We start from the raw sequence: 19,651 nt of genomic DNA, 5'->3' as shown, positions 1-19,651 counted from the left end.
ATGTGGTTCACCCGCGTCAGTTTGCACAACCCGGTGTTCGCCACCATGATGATGTGCGCCATCGTGGTGCTGGGTTTGTTTTCCTACCAACGCCTGCAGGTGGACCAATTCCCCAATGTGGACTTTCCGGTGGTGGTCATCACCACCGAATACCCGGGCGCCTCCCCCGAAGTGGTCGAGTCCGAGGTCAGCAAAAAAATTGAAGAAGGGGTGAATGCCATTGCCGGCATCAACACCCTGACCTCGCGCAGCTACGAAGGCACATCGGTGGTGTTGGTGGAGTTTCAGCTGCACATTGACGGGCGCAAAGCGGCTGAAGACGTGCGCGAAAAAATTGCCAATCTGCGCCCCCTGTTGCGCGATGAGGTCAAAGACCCCCGGGTGTTGCGCTTTGACCCGGCCAGCAAAGCGGTTTACTCCTTGGCCGTCGTGGCACAAGCCCCCGCACCTGGCGCCAGCGCCATGTCGGCGGTGGAGTTGACCAATTGGGCCGACCAAACCCTCAAAAAACGCTTGGAAAACGTGCGTGGCGTGGGCTCGGTCAGCTTGGTGGGTGGCACCAAACGGGAGATCAATCTCTTGCTCAACCCCCAGGCCATGGAAGCTTGGGGCGTGTCCGCTGACCAAGTGGTCAATGCGGTGCGCTCAGAAAACCAAAACCTCCCACTGGGCACCGTGCGCTCGAGCCAACAAGAGCGGGTGGTGCAAATCGATGCCCGCTTGAAGCGGCCAGAAGACTTTGGCGCCATCATCGTGGCGCGCAAACCGGCTGGGCCGGTGTATTTGCGCCAAGTGGCCCTGGTGCAAGACGCGGGTCAAGAAGTGGAGAGTTTGGCTTTGTACAACGGCCAGCGCACTTTGCTGATGTCGGTGCAGAAGTCGCAAGACGAAAACACCATTGGGGTGGTCGATGGCTTGAACCAAACGGTCAAAGAGCTGGCCAGCAGCCTGCCCCCTGGCGTGCGGCTGGAGACGGTCAGCGATGGTGCGCGCAGCATCCGGGTGGCGGTGAACAACGTGCGCCAAACCCTGATCGAAGGGGCGATGTTGACGGTGTTGATTGTGTTTTTGTTCCTCAACTCCTGGCGCTCCACCGTCATCACCGGCCTGACCCTGCCGATTTCCATCATCGGCACTTTTTTGTTCATGTACATGTTTGGCTTCACCATCAACATGATCACCCTGATGGCCTTGTCGCTGTGTGTGGGCTTGTTGATCGACGACGCCATCGTGGTGCGCGAAAACATCGTGCGCCATGTGCAAATGGGCAAGTCCCCCTACCAGGCCTCCTTGGACGGCACCCAGGAGATTGGTTTGGCGGTGCTGGCCACCACCTTCTCCATCGTGGCGGTGTTTTTGCCGATTGGCTTCATGGGCGGCATCATCGGCAAGTTTTTTCACGAATTTGGCATCACCATCGTGGCTGCGGTGCTGATCTCGATGTTTGTCAGTTTCACACTGGACCCGATGCTGTCCAGCATTTGGCACGACCCCAGCATTGCTGCGCATGGCACCAAACCGGGGCGCTCATGGTATGACCGCAGCATTGGCCGAGTCACCGGCTGGTTTGACCACCGCACCCAGGCTTTGGCCGATGTCTACCAACGCACCTTGGCATGGGCCCTGCGCTTCAAAAAAACCACCTTGACCATTGCCTTGGCCACCTTTTTGACCAGCCTGGGCCTGGTGCCATTGCTGGGCACCGAGTTTGCGCCCAAGGCCGACTTCTCCGAAATCACGGTGAGTTTTTACACCCCGATGGGTTCATCCTTGGAAGCCACCGAGGCCAAAACCTTGCAAGTCGAGGCCATCTTGCGCGATTTTCCCGAGGTCAGGTACACCTTGTCGACCATCAACACCGGTGTGGCGGCTGGCAAGGTTTACGCCAACATTCTGGTGCGCCTCATCGACCGCAAGCAAAGAAGTCGCAGCCTGGACGAGATGATTGGCCTGTTGCGCGAGCGCTTGGGTCGGGTGGCGGGCATCACCGTGACCCATGTGGGTTTGCAAGAGGCCGTGGGCGGGAGCAACAAAGCCATCGAATTTTCCTTGCTGGGGCCGGACCAAACTGAGCTTGATCGCATCAGCCGCCGGGTGATGCAACAACTCCAAACCGTGCCAGGGCTGGTTGACATCGACTCCAGCATCAAGCCCAACAAACCCACCATCGAGGTGGTGGTAAGGAAAGACGCTGCCTCTGACCTGGGCCTGAGCGTGGCCACTTTGGCGACCCAATTGCGCACCCTGATTGCTGGCACCACAGTGGGCAATTGGCGCGCCCCCGACGACCAGACCTATGACGTGATCGTGCGGCTGGCACCCGCGCACCGCAACACCCCCGAGGACTTGGAGCGACTGCCTTTTTCCTTGCCCAATGCGGCCGATGGCGGCCAACGCAATGCCCGTTTGAACCAAGTCGCCCAAGTGGTGACGGCCACCGGGGCCAACCAAATCAACCGGCGCGACCTCTCGCGCGAGGTGGCCTTCAGCGGCAATGCCCACCAGCGCTCCAGCGGCGAAGTGTCCAAAGACATTCGGCGCGTGATGGCCGATGTACCCCTGCCCCCCGGTTACCGCTTTCGCATCGGTGGCTCGACCAAAAGCATGGAAGAGTCGTTTTCTTACGCGCTTTCATCACTGGCTTTGGCGGTGATCTTTATTTACATGATTTTGGCCAGCCAGTTCAAAAGCTTTTTGCAGCCCCTGGCCTTGATGAGCTCGCTGCCACTGACCTTGATCGGGGTGGTGCTTTCGCTGATGTTTTTCCGCTCCACCTTGTCGATGTTTTCGGCCATTGGTTTTGTGATGCTGATGGGCTTGGTGACCAAAAACGCCATTTTGTTGGTCGACTTCGCCATCCGCGCCCGCGAACCCCACTTGGGCGACGACGGCCAAATGCACGCTGGGGTGGGCCGAACCGAGGCTTTGCTGCTGGCCGCCCGTGTGCGCTTGCGGCCCATCATGATGACCACCTTGGCCATGATTTTTGGCATGGTGCCCCTGGCCTTTGCCCTGAGCGAAGGCTCGGAACAACGCGCCCCCATGGGCCAAGCGGTGATTGGCGGTGTCATCACGTCATCCCTGTTGACCTTGGTGGTGGTGCCGGTGATTTATTGCTACATGGACGACTTGGCCCAGTGGGCGCGGCGGACATGGGGCAACCCAGCGCCCCACAAGGCCCCTGACCAGGGCGGCGCTTAAAATCATTTCACTCACGCACTGACTGACCTATGAACCAAGACCAAGCCCGCTTCAACATGGTGGAACAACAAATCCGCACCTGGGAGGTGCTGGACAAAGCCGTTTTGAATGCCTTGATGCACATCAAGCGCGAAGATTTCGTGCCGGCCGATTGCCAAGAGATGGCTTATGCCGACACCGAAATTCCCCTGCCCCATGGCCAAACCATGTTGCCCCCCCGAATCGATGCCCGTTTGGCCAACGATTTGGCGCTGACAGGCCAGGAGTCGGTGCTGGAGATCGGCACCGGCAGCGGCTACCTGTGTGCCTTGCTCGCCCTGCGCGCGCGGCAAGTGCTCAGCCTGGAGGTGCATGCCGATTTGGCCCAACTGGCCCAGCACCACCTGGCCCAAGCGGGTATTGCCAATGCCCAAGTGCGCTGCGCCGATGGCGCCCAGGGTGCGGCCAGCGACGGCCCTTTTGACGCCATCGTGCTGGGCGGATCGGTCAGCGAAGTGCCCCAAGCCTTGTTGGAGCAACTCGCCATCGGCGGGCGTCTGATCGCCATCGTGGGCGAAGAGCCGGTGATGCAAACCACACTGTTCACCCGCAACGCTGCGCAATCTTGGCATTCAAAGGTGCTGTGGGACACTTTGGCCCCCCCCTTAACGGGCTTTGCCCAACCCAGTGCTTTTCATTTTTAAACAGCTGCCCACAGCCGCCCGCCAAGTCCACTGCCCCCAACGGATATCTTGAACACCCCAAGGACCCCCATGAAGTTTCGCCACCTCCCCGTTCACGCTGCGGTTCTGCTGGGCCTGAGCGGCTGGGCCCAGGCCCAAAGCCTGATTGAGTTGTACGACGCCGCCCGCGGCTATGACGCCACCTACCAATCGGCCAAAGCCCAGATGGACGCCACGCTGTCCAAAACCGATCAGGCCATTGCCGGCATCTTGCCCACGGTGACATCAACAGCAGGGGTATCGCGCTCCAACATTGTGGGAATGATTGACGCCTTATCTCCGAATGCCGCCACCACATACGACAGAATTTATGGTGCCCAAACCACCAGCATTTCTGCCAGCCAGGCCTTGTACCGCCCCGCCAACGTGGCCGCCTATGTGCAAGGCAAACGCCAGCGCGAACAAGCATATTCGGTGCTGGCCAGTGCCGAACAAGACCTGATGGTGCGCCTGAGCCAAGCCTACTTTGACGTGCTCGCCAGCCAAGACAGCCTGACCTTTGTGAAGGCACAAAAAATCGCCGTGAATGAACAACTGGCTTCGGCCAAACGCAACTTTGAAGTGGGCACAGCCACCATCACCGATACCCGCGAGGCGCAAGCCCGCTATGACCTGGTGATCGCCCAAGAAATCGCGGCCGAAAACGACTTGCGCGTCAAGCGCATGGCCTTGGACATGTTGGTGGGTAAAAAAGACGTTTCGCCCAAGCCCTTGGTCAACATCAATGACCTACCCTCCCCAGCGCCGGCCAATGTGGACGAATGGGTCATCCAATCTGAGCGTATGCACCCTGGTATCCAAAAAGCCCTTCTGGATTGGGAGGTGGCCAAGCTGGAAGTGGACAAAGCCAAGTCCTTGCACAAGCCCACCGTGGACTTGCAAGCGAGTTACAGCTATACCCTGAACCTGGATGGCACCGCCACATCTGGAACGACCACACCAGTGAATTCCCACATCGGTATTTCTTCGATCGGCGTCTTGGTCACCCTGCCCATTTTTTCCGGTTTTTCCAGCGACAACCGCATCAAAGAAACCCTGAAATTGGAAGACAAGGCCCAAGCCGATCTGGAGGTGGTCAAGCGCAGCGTGGCCCAGGCCACCCGTTCGGCCTACTTTGGCGTGGTCTCCGGCTTGGGACAGGTCCGGGCCTTGAAAGCCGCCGAAGACTCCAGCCAATTGGCTTTGGATGCCAACAAACTGGGCTACAGCGTGGGCGTGCGCATCAACATCGATGTGCTGAACTCGCAAAGCCAGTTGTTCCAAACCAAGCGCGACTTGGCCAAAGCGCGCTACGACGTGCTTTTGGGCAACCTCAAACTGCGCCAGTCCAATGGCAGCTTGAAGGCCGAAGACCTGCAAATCGTCAACAACCTGCTGGCCAAGTAAACCGTCAAGCCAGCCATGGCCCCAGGGCTTGGGCCGTGCGCATCGCTGCCCCTTGGTGGCTTAACGCCAGCGACACACTGGCCTGACTCGCCTGCTCACGCGATGCGGGTTGGGCCAACCATTCCAAGGCCAGCGCCACAGCCGCGGGCACATCGTGAACCCGCCGCGCTGCACCCGAGGCTTGGGCCGATTCGGCCGCTTGGGTGAAATTAAAGGTGTGCGGGCCCATCACCACCGGGCAGCCGCATGCAGCCAACTCGATCAGGTTTTGACCGCCCGTGGGCGCAAAACTGCCCCCCAACAAAGCCACATCTGACAGCGCCGCATAAGCCGCCATCTCGCCCAAGCTGTCGCCCAGCCACAGGCTGGCATCCGGCTCGACCGCTCCCGCACCTTCCGCGCTCAGGGCCACCTGTGCGGGCCCCCCGGGGCCCCATTGGCTGCGACGGTGCAACTGCCAACCCCTGGCGGCGATCAAAGCAGCCACCGCATCAAAGCGCTGGGGATGGCGCGGCACGATCAGCCAATGCGCCGCATCCAGGGCGCCGGGTTGGGATTGCAAGGCATCAAGCAACATGGCTTCCTCGCCTTCGCGGGCACTGGCCAACATCACCACAGGACGCTTCAGGCCAGTGCGCCAAGACCGGCCCAGTTCCAACATGGCAGGGGTCGGTTGGGCGTCAAATTTCAAATTACCCAGCACGCCCAAGACCGGCGCATCGACCTCGCGCAAACGCTGTGCATCGGCATCACTTTGGGCCCATGCACCACGCAAGGCTGCATAAGCAGGCCTGGCCAAGCCCGACCAACGCAGGGCCAAACGGTGAGAGCGCTCGTTCATGCGGGCGTTGACCAACAACAAGGGCACACCGGCTTGGGCGCAGGCGGCAGACAAGTTGGGCCAGACCTCGGTTTCCATCAACACCCCCACACATGGTTGAAAGTGGCGCAAAAAAGCATCCACTGCAGCCGGGGTGTCCCAAGGCAACCATGCCTGCTGATCGCCCGCTTGAAGCAAGCCTTGCCCAAGCGCGCGCCCAGTGGCGGTGCTGTGGGTGAGCAACAAGCGCAAACCCGGGTGCTTGGCGCGCAAGGCATCGATCAGCACAGCCGCCACATGGGTCTCACCCAGGGACACGGCATGCACCCATAAAGCACCGGGCTGGGCCCTGCCCTCATAACGCCCAAAGCGCTCCTCCACCCATTGGCCATACAGGGGTTCGCTGCGGGCGCGAAGCGCCAGTTTGCGCCGCAGCAGCGGCACCATGGCGCGCACCAGCAGGCTGTAGAGAAACCGCATCATGGGGGTGTGGGCGCAGGGGAATGGGCCACCAGCCCCGATGGATGGGGCATCAAACCGTTGGCCACGCGCTGCGATTGCGCGGCGACGCTTTGCCACGCCGCCCACACCGCTGGGGCGTCGGGCGCATGGTCGCCGCCCACCGCGGTTTGGTGCGCACGACCAACTGGCCCGGCCCGTGCCACCCGGGGTTGGCTGAAGATGATGACGGTGGGCAAATCGAGTGCCACGGCCAAATGACCCAGCCCCGAATCCACCCCAATCACCCCGCTGCACTGGGCCATGCGATCGCGCAAATCGGCCAAGCCCATGCGGGGCCAAACTTGGCAAGCGGGGCCCAAGATGGATTGCAATTGGGCCGCCCATTGGGCTTCGCTGTCATTGGCTTGGGGCACCGCCAGCGTCCAACCTTGGGCCAAAAACCGCTGGGCCAAGGCCTGCCAATGGGCCATCGGCCAGGCGTTGTCAGCACGGGTAGTGCCATGCGCCAGCACCACGCAAGGGGCTTGGGTGGGCGCTGGCAGGGGCCAGGGGTAAACCGGCGCTTGTGACAACACACCTGAAGGCTCTTGGCCCCAGGCACGGGCGGCCAAACTGCGGTAACGGGCGACAGCGTGGATGGTTTTTTCCATCGGCACGCTGCGCGAAAGCAGGTAACGCACAGGCCACTCATAAGCACACCAATCGCTGGCGTTGGCATAGGTCACGCTGTAGCCGTCTGGGGCCAATCGCGCCCCGCGCGCCACCCGGGCCGACTTGATCAGGCCTTGAAAATCAATCACCACGTCATAGGCCTGTTGATGCAAATCCGCCCAAAAAGCCTTCCACCCTTGGCGCGAATCAGCAGACCAAGGGGCGCGGCGCCAACGCCGCTGGGCAATCGGGATGACCCGCGCAATGCTGGGTACCGACCGCAAGAGGTCGGCAAAGGCTTCTTCTACCACCCAGTCGATTTGAACCTGCGGGTGCAGAGCCTGAATATCGTGCAAAACGGGCAGGGTTTGGATCACGTCGCCCAGCGAAGACAGCTTGACGACCAACACCCTCAATGCGCTGACTCCGTGACGGCAGCATCGGGTTTCACCGCCGTGAGCAAAGCCATCATGTCGCCCTGGATGCGCGCCAAAGCAGCCGGTGTTTGCCCCTCAAAGCGCAGCACCAGCACCGGGGTGGTGTTGGATGCGCGGATCAGGCCAAATCCGTCCGCCCAATCCACCCGCACGCCGTCAATGCCCGAGACACTGGGCGCCACCACGCCAGCGTGCAGCGGCAAGCGCCCGGCTTGCACCGCTTCGAGCAAAGCCTGGGCCACGCGGTGCGGCTCGCCTTCAGCGCAGGGCACATTGAGTTCTGGCGTCGAATGGCTGGTGGGCAAGGCCAAAAGTACCGCATTGGCGTCTGGCGAGCGGCTCAAAATCTCGAGCAAACGGCAACCGGCATACGTGCCATCGTCAAAGCCAAACCAGCGCTCTTTGAAAAAGATGTGTCCGCTCATCTCCCCGCCCAAAGGCGAGTCGATCTCTTTCATCTTGGCTTTGATCAAGGAATGCCCGGTGCGGTACATCAGTGGGTCACCGCCGGCCGCGCGAATGGCTGGGGCCAAGCGTTGCGAGCATTTCACGTCGTAGACGATGGTGCCTCCGGGCACGCGTGAGAGCACATCTTGGGCAAACAACTGCATTTGCCGATCGGGATAAATGTTTTGGCCATCGCGGGTGACGATGCCCAAGCGGTCGCCATCACCATCAAAAGCCAAGCCGAGCTCGGCGCCCGTGTTGGCCAAGGCGGCGATCAGGTCTTTCAGATTTTCAGGTTTGCTCGGGTCGGGGTGGTGGTTGGGAAACTGCCCATCGACCTCGCTGAACAATTCGATGACCTCGCAGCCCAGGGCACGAAAAATCCCAGGCGCAGAAGCGCCCGCCACGCCATTGCCACTGTCGATCACGATCTTCATCGGCCGAGTCAAACGCACATCGCCCAAGATGCGGTCGGTATACGGCTTGATCAGGTTCATCAAGCGCACCAGTCCCCCTGCTTTCAAGACCCAGCTTTCATCGGTCATGGTGGCGCGCAAAGCCTGGATGTCCTCGCCATAAATGGCGCGCCCAGCCAAGACCATTTTGAAACCGTTGTAATCCTTGGGGTTGTGGCTGCCCGTGACCTGAATGCCGCTGCGGCACAGCGTGTGCGCGGCAAAGTACAACATCGGGGTGGTGACCATCCCCACGTCAATCACCACCATGCCCACATCGACCAAACCTTGCACCAAGGCCGCGCTGAGGCTGGGCGAACTCCAGCGGCCATCACAACCCACGGCCACCATGGTTTCACCACAAGCCGCAGCTTGGTGGCCAAAGGCCCGGCCCAAAGCACGGGCAAAGTCGGGGTTCAATGCATTGGGTACCAGGCCCCGGATGTCATAGGCTTTGAAGGCGTGGGGGTCGGTTTTCATGGGCGCGATTGTAAGAGGCAGGCCTGCCCCACCTCAGGGCTCCACACCCTGTGCAACCAGACGTGAAGCTCGGCCATGTGGCCGCTATCATGACCCACTTGTGAACACACCACCCTTGCGCAGTTGGCTGCCGTCCTTTCTTCTCCTGTCCATGATCTGGGGCTCCTCGTTTGTGTTCATGCGCTGGGGCTCTGAGTTTTTTGGGCCCATCCCCACGGCTTGCCTGCGGGTGGGCCTGGCCACGCTGGTGTTGCTTCCGGTGATTTATGCCAAAGGCCTGTTCGCTGAAATGCGGCTCCATTGGCGCAACACCTTCTTCATGGGCTGTATCAACTCAGCCATTCCTTTTGCATTGTTGGGTTATGCGGTGCATGAAATGAGCACTGGTCTGGCCTCCATCTTGAACGCCAGCACGCCCTTGTTTGGCGGTTTGCTGGCTTGGCTTTGGCTGAAAGACCGCCCGACTTCATCCCGCTGGCTGGGCCTGACCATTGGTTTTTTAGGCGTAGCGGTGTTGACCCTGGGCCGCGATCCGGCTACCCCGGTGAGTGAACAAGCCTCCACCTGGGGCATAGTAGCCATTTTGATGGCGACTTTTTTTTACGGCTTGGCCGCCTGCTTTGCGCAACGTCATTTGCGCGCGGTGTCTGCATTGACCACCGCTTGCGGCAGCTTGATGGGGGCCACCGCCTTATTGGCACTTCCCACTTGGTGGCTGTGGCCAGCCGAAATGCCGCCCTGGCATGCATGGGCCAGCATTGCAGCCCTGAGCATCGTGTGCACCGCAGCCGCCTATGCGCTCTACTTCAAACTGAACACCCAAATTGGGGCCACCAAAGCCATGTCGGTGACCTATTTGATCCCGGTGTTTGCCAGCCTGCTGGGGGCCGTGCTGTTTGATGAAAGCTTGAGCTTGGTGCACTTGCTCAGTGGCGCCATCATTTTGCTCGGCACGGCCTTGGCCAGCGGTCTGTGGAGCGGACCCAAAAGTCAAATCAAAACTTGACTTGGGCACCGGCCCTGCTCACCCCTGTCGCTCAGCGCGGGTTGCGCATGGGCACCCGGGCTTCTGCTTGATTTACAGCGGTTGGGGCATCCACCGCCATAAAATCCGCCCCCAACGACGACACGTACTCGGGGTGGGCCAGCATCAAAGGCCCACCCACCATAACTTGCAAAGCGGGGTTGCGCGATGCCCCCCGCAATGCCTTGATCAGATCGGCCAAAGGCGCCACGTGGTCAGAAATGCCCACCGACAAGCCCACCAAATCGATCCAATCCTTTTGAACCGCATGCAGCATGTCGCTCGGTTGCGACAACAATTCACCGCTGACCCGCCAACCGGAGCGCCTGAAAAACTCCGACACCATGAACAAACCCAGGTTGTGCGCCGAGCCCGGCGTGGGCACCAGCATGACCTCGCGCCCGTGAGACTGCTCTTGGGCCACACTTTGAAAGGTGGGACTGAGTTCATGCATGACTTGCTTGATGCGCCACAAACCCACGGTGACATCGGTGAAGCTGCATTCATCGCGCTCCCACATTTCACCCAGTGTGCGCGCCACCGGCGTGAGCACATGCAAATACACCGTCTCCAAAGCCACGCCTTGGGCGTGAATGGCTTGGACATAGGCCAGCATATCGGCGGTGTCGTTGGTCAAGGCCATTTGCACCAGCTGTTGCACCACCGTGTGGGGCACATCGTTGTCGGTGATGGTTGGTCGCTTATCGGGCCCGGCCTCGCTGTGGGCATGGGCCTGCAGCAAACGCGGCAAAACCTCTTTTTCAAGGGTGTTGAGCAGCCAGCTCAGCCCGCCTTGGGCATTGGCGGTCAATCCCCCAGGCACAGAGGTCATGGGAACCACACCATCGGACCAACATTGGGCGTCCCCCAAGCTGGGGGCATGGGGGGTGAGGCTGCGCCGGCTCATGTGCAAGCCAATCTCATGCGCATGAACGCATACACATCAGTGCCAGATTCAGGGGTCAATAAATGGTCCATCTGTCAGCTCTCTCTTTGAAAGTTCCAAAAGAAACAGTGGACACCTGGCTTGAGCCAACCAGTTTGTGCATCACCGACGGTTTGAATGCATAAAAATCAACGTCATGACCGAGCCCTGTGCCAAACCACCTGAGGCCTCCAAATGCCTTGGAGGTAAACATCACCTGCGGGTTTTAAAGCCGCAGCCGCATCGCGTCAAGTGATGGTTTTGAAAACCAGGGAAAGTCATTAGTTTTTGTACAAATCACCTGCCGTGCAAAGGCAGACAAACCACTCCAGAAGCACTTTTGAAGACTCACTTCAGTGCGGGCACCCAAGATAAAGTGCCAATCCTTGCGGCGTGAAAAGCTGATGGTGCAGGTAGCCATGAACGCCAAAGACCAAGAAAAAAGCCGTTGTAAAAACAACGGCTTTTCCATTTTGGCGGAGTGGACGGGGCTCGAACCCGCGACCCCCGGCGTGACAGGCCGGTATTCTAACCAACTGAACTACCACTCCTGGTAGGTGCTTCTTGCGTTGCGCTTTGCACGCAACCAAGTGAAGACAACTTGGCGACCCTACGGGGATTCGAACCCCGGTACTCACCGTGAAAGGGTGATGTCCTAGGCCTCTAGACGATAGGGTCAAAACCTGGACGCTTCGATACGACTGGTGGAGGTAAGCGGGATCGAACCGCTGACCTCTTGCATGCCATGCAAGCGCTCTCCCAGCTGAGCTATACCCCCGTGGTGGTATCGAAGAGCGAAATTATAGCCCGAAATTGTGGGCCTTCTGCAGCCTTTCTAAAACACGCTCACGGGTGAACAAAGTGATCACCGCATCCAACGATGGGGTTTGTGCCTGGCCGCACAACAAGACCCGCACTGGCATGGCCAATTGAGGCATTTTGATGCCTGCATGTGCAAGCACGGGTTTGATTTGAGCCGCCACCTCCGAAGATGTCCATTCGCAATGCGCCAGTGATTGGGCCAAGGCGTCGATGGCTTGGCGCACCACCGGGCTGAGCATGGGCTGCAAGGTGTCCGCGTCGACATTCACATCACTGTAAAAGACCGCGGCCCAATCGGCCAAGGCCACGGTGGTGTCGCAACGGTCTTTGAACAAGGCGCAAATGCCCGCCAGGTTTTGGTCTGGCGCCATGCCACGCTGGGTCAATCGGGGGCGCACGATTTCTGCCAAGGCCTCTGGGTCCATGGCCCTCAAATGTTGGGCGTTGACCCAGCGCAGTTTGGCCTCGTCAAATTGAGCGGCGCTTTTGCCCAAGTGGTCGAGGTTGAACCAATCCAAAAACTGCGCGCGGCTGAAAATTTCATCGTCGCCATGGCTCCAACCCAGTCGAGCCAAGTAATTGATCATGGCGTCGGGCAAGTAGCCCTCGTCACGGTACTGGGTGACCGGCTTGGCACCGTTGCGCTTGCTCATTTTTTCGCCGGCCTCATTGAGCACCGTGGGCAAATGGGCATACACCGGTGGCTCTGCACCCAGCGCGCGAAAGATGTTGATCTGGCGTGGGGTGTTGTTGACGTGGTCGTCGCCGCGAATGACATGCGTGATGGCCATGTCAATGTCATCCACCACCACGCAAAAGTTGTAGGTGGGCGTGCCGTCGGGCCGGGCAATCACCAAATCATCGAGTTCCGCATTGCTGATTTCGATGCGCCCTTTGACTTTGTCTTCCCACACCACCGCACCTTCGACCGGGTTGCGAAAGCGCAGCACGGGTTGAACCCCTGGCGGCACGGGTGGCAGCGTTTTTCCGGGCTCCGGGCGCCAGGTGCCGTCATAGCGGGGCTTTTGCTTTTGCGCCATTTGGCGCTCTCGCATGGCGTCCAACTCGGCCACGCTGGTGTAGCAGGGGTAGACCAAGCCATCGGCTTGCATTTGCGCCAGCACCGCGCGGTAACGGTCCATGCGCTGCATTTGGTAGTAGGGGCCTTCGTCGGTGTCCAAGCCCAACCACGCCATGCCTTCCAAGATCACATCGACGGCAGCCTGTGAAGAGCGATCAAGGTCGGTGTCTTCGATGCGCAAAATGAAGTCGCCCCCGCTGGGGTGGTGCTTGGAGCGAGCAAATGCCCAGGGGTACAGGGCCGAACGGATGTTGCCCAAGTGGATGAAGCCCGTGGGGGACGGGGCGAAGCGGGTTCGAACGCGGGTGGTCATGGGGTCAAAGTCTTTGCATCAAATTCATCAGGGGCTCACAAGGATCACACCCGCGTCCAACGCGGGCTTGCTCACAAGCTGTCGAGACCGCGGGCCAAGTCGGCCTGGATGTCGGTCATGTGCTCCAAGCCCACAGCCACGCGCACCAAGCCCTGTCCGATCCCAGCAGATTGCCGCTGGGCCTCTGACAAACGGCCATGCGAAGTGCTGGCCGGGTGCGCCACCAGGGTTTTGACATCGCCCAGGTTGGTCGACAAGGACAGGGTTTGCATGCTGTCCATCACATGGAAGGCCCGGGCTCTGGCTTGCTCGGGGTCAGCGGCCTTGAGCACAAAGGACAACACCGCGCCACCCGAACCCGATTGCTGGGCCATGGCCAAAGCATGCTGGGGATGGCTGGCCAGACCGGGGTAGAGCACGCGTTCAATGGCGGGGTGGCCTTCTAGCCACTGGGCCAAGCGCAGGGCTTGATCTGACTGGGCTTGCATGCGGATGTTGAGGGTTTCCATGCCCTTCAAAATCACCCAGGCATTGAAGGGGGCCAGGGTCATGCCTGCACTGCGCATGACCGGTCCAAACACGTCATTGACCAGCGCTTTGGTGCCGCACAGGGCGCCCGCCATGACACGGCCTTGACCATCCAAGTACTTGGTGCCCGAATGAACGATCAGGTCGGCCCCCATTTCCACGGGACGCTGAAACACCGGCGTGGCAAAACAGTTGTCCACCGCGAACAAGGCACCTGCGCGGTGCGCCACATCGGCCAAGGCGGCGATGTCGCACACCTCGGTCAGCGGATTGGTGGGCGTTTCGGCAAACAACAGGCGGGTATTGGGTTTGACCGCCGCCTGCCACTCACCCACATCGGTTTGCGACACAAAGGTCGACTGCACGCCAAACTTGGCAAACTCGCCGCCAATCAGTTTGATGGTGGAACCAAACATCGAGTGCGAACAAATGACATGGTCGCCGCTTTTGAGCAAGCCCATGCACATGAGCAAAATGGCGCCCATGCCGGAGGCCGTGCCAATGCAAGCTTCAGTCCCCTCCAAAGCGGCCAAGCGTTGCTCCATGCTGCTGACCGTGGGGTTGCCTAAACGGGCATAGGTATAGCCCTCTTCCTCACCGGCGAATCGACGCGCCGCGGTGGCCGCATCCGGCTGCACATAGCCGCTGGTGAGGTAAAGCGCTTCCGAGTTTTCGCCATACTGGCTGCGCGCCACAGCGGCACGCACCGACTGGGTGTCACGGTGTAAATCGGATGAAGATGTTTTATCAGACATGGGTCAAGCGGTGGCTGGGTTGGGCAGGGTCAGGCGTGAGCCATCGGTGTCGTTTTCATCTTGGGCGCTGCGCTGAGCGCCCATGCGGGCAATGTCGGCGGCGGTGATGTCGCCTGTGACATACACCCCATCAAAGCAGGAGGCATCAAAGCCTTGGATGCTGGAGGGGTTGGAAGCCGCATTGCGCACCGCCGTTTTCATGCCCTCCACGTCCTGGTAGATCAAAGCGTCACAGCCGATCATGACCCGTACTTCTTCCACCGTGCGGTTATAGGCCACCAATTCATCAGGGGTGGGCATGTCGATGCCATAGACATTCGGATAGCGAACAGGTGGCGCAGCACTGGCCATGTAGACCTTGCGGGCACCCGCATCACGGGCCATTTGGACAATTTCGCGGCTGGTGGTGCCACGCACAATGGAGTCGTCCACCAACAGCACGTTGCGGCCCTTGAACTCGCTCACGATGGCATTGAGTTTTTGGCGCACAGACCGTTTGCGAACAGCTTGTCCAGGCATGATGAAGGTGCGACCCACGTAGCGGTTTTTCACAAAACCCTCGCGGTAGGGCAAGCCCAACAAATGCGCCAACTGTGTGGCGCTGGGGCGGCTGGACTCTGGGATTGGAATCACCACATCGATCTCATTGGGCGGCACGGTGGAGATGACCCGTTTGGCCAAGGTTTCACCCAAATTCAAACGTGCTTGATACACCGATATGCCGTCCAACACCGAATCAGGCCGGGCCAAATAGACGAATTCAAAAATACACGGGCTCAGCAGCGGCGCGTCCGCACAAACTTGGGCATGTACCTGACCTTGTAGGTCAATGAACACGGCTTCGCCAGGTGCGATGTTGCGTTCAAAATGATGGCCCGTTCCCTCCAAAGCCACCGATTCACTGGCCAACATGACCGTGCCGTCAGAACTTCGTCCCATGCACAGGGGACGGATGCCGCAGGGGTCGCGAAAGGCCAACAAACCATGCCCCGCGATCATGGCAATCACCGCATAAGAGCCACGGATGCGCTTTTGCACACCGCGCACAGCCGCAAAAACCTGCTCAGCAGACAAGGAAAAACCACGGGTGGTGTGCTCCAACTCGTGGGCCAAGACATTGAGCAACACTTCAGAGTCGCTCTCGGTATTGATGTGGCGGTGATCGGCGGAGAACAGCTCCGACTTGAGGGCCTGAGCATTGGTCAAGTTGCCGTTGTGCACCAACACCAAACCAAATGGGGCATTCACATAAAAGGGTTGGGCCTCTTCTTCGCTGTAGGCGTTGCCCGCAGTGGGATAGCGCACTTGGCCCAATCCAATCGGGCCCGGCAAGGCGCGCATGTTGCGGGTGCGGAAAACATCCCGGACCATGCCCTTGGCCTTGTGCATGAAGAACTTGCGCTCCAATTGGGTGACGATGCCCGCCGCGTCTTGGCCACGGTGCTGCAGCAGCAGCAAGGCGTCATAAATCAACTGGTTCACAGGTGCGTTGCTGGCAACGCCGACGATTCCACACATCAGGGAAGGTACTTTCCAAATTCAGCAGGCAACAAAGGCTTGGCCCAAACCAAAAACTGTGACAGCAAGGGACCACTGTGCGAATCTTGCCACCATGCTCCATTTTGCATGGGCGTCATAGACAACGCAGCACTGGCCGCCAAGAGCAGCACCATGGCCCGCAAAAAACCAAACAAGCCCCCCAAAATTCGATCAATCCAACCCAGACCCACCACGGTGATCAAGGCTTTGGCCAGCCAAAGCACGATCGCCACACCGATGAGCACCAGCAGCATCACCAGCACAAAAGCACAGGCCAAACGCAAACCCGGGTTGGCACCGTCCATGGGCAGCCACTGACCCACCGTGACCGCATGCGCTTGCGCCAGATAAAACGCCAACACCCAACCCAGCAGCGAGAGCACCTCGCGCAACAAGCCCCGCCACAAGCCCAAAGCCAGAGATATCACCATGACCGAAGCCACAGCCAAATCCAGGATTTGTGGGCCGTCCCAGTTCACAGGGTTAAAACCGCCGGTGTGAACTCAAGTTGCTTGGCTTTATCTGCGGCTTTATCGGCCTCTTCACGGGTGGCAAACGGGCCCAAACGCACGCGTGTGCGTTTGCCTTCTTTGGTCTCAGCGACGTGGGTATAGGTTTTCAAACCGGCTTTTTCCAACTTGCGTCGAACATCACGCGCTTTGTCGGCATCGGCATAGGCACCCACTTGGACCACAAAGCGCGCGGTGCCGTCCTTGGCTTCTGCGGTGAGTGGTTTATCGGGATCGGTTTTGGGTGCCTCAGCCTTGGTAGTGTCGGGCTTGGTGGATGGTGGCGGGCTCGGCGCAGGCGCAACCGGTACAGCAGGGGCAGCTTTGGTCGCATTTGCTGCCGAGGGGGCCACCACCTCTTCTTTGGCGCTGAGTCCTTGCTCAGGGGCCAGGGGTGATGGGGTTGAGGCTGCGGCTGGCGGGGCCTCAACAGGTTTGGCAGGGGAACGCGACTTGTTTTTGTCTGGTATCTCTACCGCGATGTCCACCGAAACCGTGCGCGGTTGGGTATCAAACAAAAATGAGAAGCCAATCACGGCCACGACCACCAGCACTGCAGCACCGAGCAAGCGATGACGCGCCCGCTCACGCAGAACTTCAGCACTTTCAGCCGCTGCGTTTTCAGCCGCCGCTGCCGCTTGGGTGGCAGTGGCCCGACCGGGCATGCGAAATTTAAAAAATGCCATGAGTGGGTGAATCAGTTATTCAAATGCGGGGCGTTCAGGCTGGGCAAGCCGTTTTCAATCACGCCCCCCACGGTCAGAAATGACCCGAAAACAACAATTCTATCAGTGGGGTCTGCGCTTTCTTGGGCTGCAGCCAGGGCTTGGGTCGGGCTGGCGTGGGCAAAAACCTGCTTGGAATCAACCCCAGACAAGCCGTTCAAAAGGTTGACCAATTGCTCTGCTGTGGCAGCCCGCTGGATGGGCAGATCGCAGACATGCCAATGGGTCACCACGGGGGTCATGCGGGCCATCATCGCGACCAGGTCTTTGTCGGCCATGGCTCCGAAAACCGCATGGGTTTGGGGATAAAAACCCATCGCATCCAGGTTTTGAAACAGAGCAGCGACCGAATGGGGGTTGTGCGCCACGTCCAACACCAACGTGGGTTGTCCTGCAAGGGTTTGAAATCTGCCCGTCAACTCGACCAAGGCCAAACCATTGCGCACCGATTGCGCCGTCACCGGCAGGCGCTGGCGCAGGGCCTCAAACAAGGCCAATGCGCCGCTGGCATTGAGCAACTGATTGGCACCCCGCAGGGCTGGATAGGCAAGTCCGTGGTAACGCCGATCACGCCCTATCCAGTGCCACTGTTGGCGATCGCCACTGAAATGGAAATCACGCCCATGCAGCCACAGGTCGGCTCCAATGGCCTGGGCATGGGCCAACACACTCGCCGGAGGCACCGGGTCGCTGACGATCAAAGGCCGCCCAGCCCGCGCAATGCCCACTTTTTCGTGGCCAATCGACTCTCGGTCAGGGCCCAGCCATTCGGTGTGGTCCAGATCAATGCAGGTGATCACCGCGGCATCCGCGTCGACCACATTCACCGCATCCAATCGACCGCCCAAACCCACCTCCAGCACCACCACATCCAACGTTGAATGGCACAGCAAATCCATGATGGCCAACGTGGTGAATTCAAAATAAGTCAGTGATTCGCCCAGGCGCGCCTGCTCGACCCGCTCAAAATGGGGCACCAAATGGGCAGCCTCCACCGATTGCCCCTGAATGCGGCATCGCTCTTCAAAATGGACCAAATGGGGCGATGTGTAAACCCCGGTGCGATAACCCGACTGGCGGCACACCGCCTCGATCATGGCGCAGGTTGAGCCTTTGCCATTGGTGCCCGCCACCGTCACCACCGGGCAAGACCAGTGCCAATCCAAGCGCTGGGCCACCTGTCTAACGCGCTCCAAGCCCATGGCTATGTTGTGGGGGTGCAGTTTTTCGCAATGGGCCAGCCAGTCTGTGAGATTCATGCCGAGATTGTGAACCAGCCCCCAAAGGCCTTGAAAATGCGGCATCATTCGGGACATGCACAGCAACCCCATCACCATTTACGGTATCCCCAACTGCAGCAGCGTGAAAAAAGCCCGCGAGTGGATGAGCGCACACCAAGTGCCCCACGACTTCCATGACTTCAAAAAACAAGGCTTGAGCGCTGAACACTTGTCGCAATGGCTGTCCAAAGTGGACTGGACGGTTTTGCTCAACCGCAAAGGCACCACATGGCGTGGTCTGGACGCGGCCACCCAAGCGCTGGTCATAGACGCCGCCTCAGCCCAACAACTCATGCTTGAATGGCCCAGCTTGGTCAAGCGCCCCGTGGTGGTCAAAGGCCACCAGGTGGTGATCGGTGTCAACCTGCAAGCTTGGCAGAGCGTTGTTGATCGATAGCCTTTTTTTGCTTTATTCAGTCAATTAAATTTCACCGGAAGGTCAACATGAAACCATTGAGTTACTTTTCCCTGGCTGCAGCCCTGGGGTTCGTCCTGGCCCCTGCTGCAAAAGCGCAAGAGGTCGGCCGGGTGATCTCGTCAACCCCCATCATCCAACAGGTGGCAGTGCCCCGCCAGGTCTGTACCCAAAGCCAAGTGGTCAGCCCGGGGCAAAAATCTGGCGCTGGCGCGCTCATGGGTGCCATCGCTGGTGGCGCCATTGGCAACAACGTGGGGCAAGGTTTTGGTCGCGATGCGGCCACCATGCTGGGCCTGATTGGCGGCGCTTTGATGGGCGATAAAGTCGAAGGATCACCTGCCCCCGAGGTGCGCAATGTGCAAAACTGCACCAACCAAGTCTTTTATGAAAACCGCACCACCGCATACAACGTGATCTACGAGTTTGCTGGCAAGCAATACAGCGTTCAAATGCCGCAAGACCCAGGCCCCTCGGTGCGCTTGCAAATCACCCCCATGGCCCCGCCCCCCGGCGCTGCGAACCTGCCCGCGCCGACCTTCATCACACCTCCGCCAGTGGGTATGCCCTACGGCGCTCCTCCAATGGGCTCTGCACCGCAAAGCTAAAACCCCATCAAGCCGCACCCGCGGCCTTTTTAACGCCCTCTGGGCGGGCTTGGCCTAGAATCGCGC

General features: G+C 59.6%; 17 protein-coding genes and 3 tRNA genes. 6 read left to right on the top strand and 14 right to left on the bottom strand.

Annotation, left to right across the window (positions count from 1 at the left end; translation table 11 throughout):
* The 3 genes from AC8GFZ_RS03320 (at nucleotide 1) to AC8GFZ_RS03310 (ending at nucleotide 5,309) form a co-directional block, all read left to right on the top strand.
* Nucleotides 1–3,201: an efflux RND transporter permease subunit gene (locus AC8GFZ_RS03320; protein WP_506642314.1), complete on the top strand. Its 3,201-nt coding sequence runs from the start codon at nucleotides 1–3 to the stop codon at nucleotides 3,199–3,201.
* Nucleotides 3,202–3,230: 29 nt separating this feature from the next.
* Nucleotides 3,231–3,884: a protein-L-isoaspartate O-methyltransferase family protein gene (locus AC8GFZ_RS03315; RefSeq protein WP_506642312.1), complete on the top strand. Its 654-nt coding sequence runs from the start codon at nucleotides 3,231–3,233 to the stop codon at nucleotides 3,882–3,884.
* A 69-nt stretch (nucleotides 3,885–3,953) separates the two neighbouring features.
* Nucleotides 3,954–5,309, top strand: coding sequence for a TolC family outer membrane protein (locus AC8GFZ_RS03310; protein ID WP_506642310.1), 1,356 nt, complete (start codon nucleotides 3,954–3,956; stop codon nucleotides 5,307–5,309).
* A gap of 4 nt (nucleotides 5,310–5,313) precedes the next feature.
* Here AC8GFZ_RS03310 and AC8GFZ_RS03305 read toward each other — a convergent pair whose 3' ends face one another.
* From AC8GFZ_RS03305 to AC8GFZ_RS03295, 3 genes are read right to left on the bottom strand one after another with little or no spacing between them, the layout of a single operon-like run.
* The gene (locus AC8GFZ_RS03305) at nucleotides 5,314–6,612 is read right to left on the bottom strand and encodes a 3-deoxy-D-manno-octulosonic acid transferase (protein WP_506642308.1); all 1,299 of its coding nucleotides are present in this window, start codon (nucleotides 6,610–6,612) and stop codon (nucleotides 5,314–5,316) included.
* Nucleotides 6,609–7,652, bottom strand: a complete 1,044-nt coding sequence (gene waaC / locus AC8GFZ_RS03300; protein ID WP_506644209.1) for a lipopolysaccharide heptosyltransferase I — start codon at nucleotides 7,650–7,652, stop codon at nucleotides 6,609–6,611. Before waaC ends, AC8GFZ_RS03305 begins: the two co-directional genes overlap by 4 nt.
* Nucleotides 7,653–7,654: 2 nt before the next feature.
* Entirely contained in the window at nucleotides 7,655–9,061 is a 1,407-nt protein-coding gene (locus AC8GFZ_RS03295; protein WP_506642306.1) for a phosphomannomutase/phosphoglucomutase, read from the bottom strand.
* A 100-nt stretch (nucleotides 9,062–9,161) separates the two neighbouring features.
* Here AC8GFZ_RS03295 and AC8GFZ_RS03290 point away from each other — a divergent pair, with 100 nt between their 5' ends.
* The gene (locus AC8GFZ_RS03290; protein WP_506642304.1) at nucleotides 9,162–10,067 is read left to right on the top strand and encodes a DMT family transporter; all 906 of its coding nucleotides are present in this window, start codon (nucleotides 9,162–9,164) and stop codon (nucleotides 10,065–10,067) included.
* A gap of 31 nt (nucleotides 10,068–10,098) precedes the next feature.
* Here AC8GFZ_RS03290 and AC8GFZ_RS03285 read toward each other — a convergent pair whose 3' ends face one another.
* The 11 genes from AC8GFZ_RS03285 to folC form a co-directional block, all read right to left on the bottom strand.
* A complete protein-coding gene (locus AC8GFZ_RS03285) occupies nucleotides 10,099–10,992 on the bottom strand; it encodes a cobalamin B12-binding domain-containing protein (protein ID WP_506642303.1) in 894 nt (297 codons plus the stop codon).
* A 244-nt stretch (nucleotides 10,993–11,236) separates the two neighbouring features.
* On the bottom strand, nucleotides 11,237–11,482 hold the full coding sequence (locus AC8GFZ_RS03280; protein ID WP_506642301.1) for a hypothetical protein: 246 nt from the start codon (nucleotides 11,480–11,482) through the stop codon (nucleotides 11,237–11,239).
* Between the two features lie 2 nt (nucleotides 11,483–11,484).
* Nucleotides 11,485–11,561: transfer RNA gene (locus tag AC8GFZ_RS03275), tRNA-Asp, on the bottom strand.
* 51 nt (nucleotides 11,562–11,612) lie between these two features.
* Nucleotides 11,613–11,688, bottom strand: a tRNA-Glu gene (locus AC8GFZ_RS03270).
* A gap of 24 nt (nucleotides 11,689–11,712) precedes the next feature.
* Nucleotides 11,713–11,788 (bottom strand) — tRNA-Ala (locus AC8GFZ_RS03265).
* Nucleotides 11,789–11,810: 22 nt separating this feature from the next.
* Complete coding sequence (gene gltX / locus AC8GFZ_RS03260; RefSeq protein WP_506642299.1) at nucleotides 11,811–13,226, bottom strand: glutamate--tRNA ligase; 1,416 nt, start codon at nucleotides 13,224–13,226, stop codon at nucleotides 11,811–11,813.
* Nucleotides 13,227–13,297: 71 nt separating this feature from the next.
* Nucleotides 13,298–14,509, bottom strand: coding sequence for an O-succinylhomoserine sulfhydrylase (locus AC8GFZ_RS03255; RefSeq protein WP_506642297.1), 1,212 nt, complete (start codon nucleotides 14,507–14,509; stop codon nucleotides 13,298–13,300).
* 3 nt (nucleotides 14,510–14,512) lie between these two features.
* Nucleotides 14,513–16,027: an amidophosphoribosyltransferase gene (gene purF / locus AC8GFZ_RS03250; protein ID WP_506642296.1), complete on the bottom strand. Its 1,515-nt coding sequence runs from the start codon at nucleotides 16,025–16,027 to the stop codon at nucleotides 14,513–14,515.
* Nucleotides 16,027–16,527: a CvpA family protein gene (locus tag AC8GFZ_RS03245; protein ID WP_506642294.1), complete on the bottom strand. Its 501-nt coding sequence runs from the start codon at nucleotides 16,525–16,527 to the stop codon at nucleotides 16,027–16,029. The genes purF and AC8GFZ_RS03245 overlap by 1 nt, the downstream gene beginning before the upstream one ends.
* Nucleotides 16,524–17,243, bottom strand: a complete 720-nt coding sequence (locus AC8GFZ_RS03240; protein WP_506642293.1) for an SPOR domain-containing protein — start codon at nucleotides 17,241–17,243, stop codon at nucleotides 16,524–16,526. Before AC8GFZ_RS03240 ends, AC8GFZ_RS03245 begins: the two co-directional genes overlap by 4 nt.
* 11 nt (nucleotides 17,244–17,254) lie before the next feature.
* Nucleotides 17,255–18,541 carry a bifunctional tetrahydrofolate synthase/dihydrofolate synthase gene (gene folC, locus AC8GFZ_RS03235; protein ID WP_506642292.1) on the bottom strand — a complete coding sequence of 429 codons (1,287 nt, stop codon included), beginning with the start codon at nucleotides 18,539–18,541 and terminating at the stop codon, nucleotides 17,255–17,257.
* 55 nt (nucleotides 18,542–18,596) lie between these two features.
* On the opposite strand from folC, the gene AC8GFZ_RS03230 reads away from it, so the two are divergent.
* Nucleotides 18,597–18,959 (top strand): arsenate reductase, encoded by a 363-nt coding sequence (locus tag AC8GFZ_RS03230; protein WP_506642291.1) that lies wholly within the window; start codon nucleotides 18,597–18,599, stop codon nucleotides 18,957–18,959.
* Nucleotides 18,960–19,006: 47 nt separating this feature from the next.
* Nucleotides 19,007–19,585, top strand: a complete 579-nt coding sequence (locus tag AC8GFZ_RS03225) for a glycine zipper 2TM domain-containing protein (RefSeq protein WP_506642289.1) — start codon at nucleotides 19,007–19,009, stop codon at nucleotides 19,583–19,585.
* The last annotated feature ends 66 nt before the right edge of the window (nucleotides 19,586–19,651 follow it).

The sequence above is a fragment of the Limnohabitans rimovensis (SeqCode) genome (assembly GCF_965234775.1).
GTDB classification, from domain to species: Bacteria; Pseudomonadota; Gammaproteobacteria; order Burkholderiales; family Burkholderiaceae_C; genus Limnohabitans; species Limnohabitans rimovensis.
The sequence above is the reverse complement of the archived record's forward strand: the minus strand, read 5'-3'. Positions and strand labels throughout refer to the sequence as shown.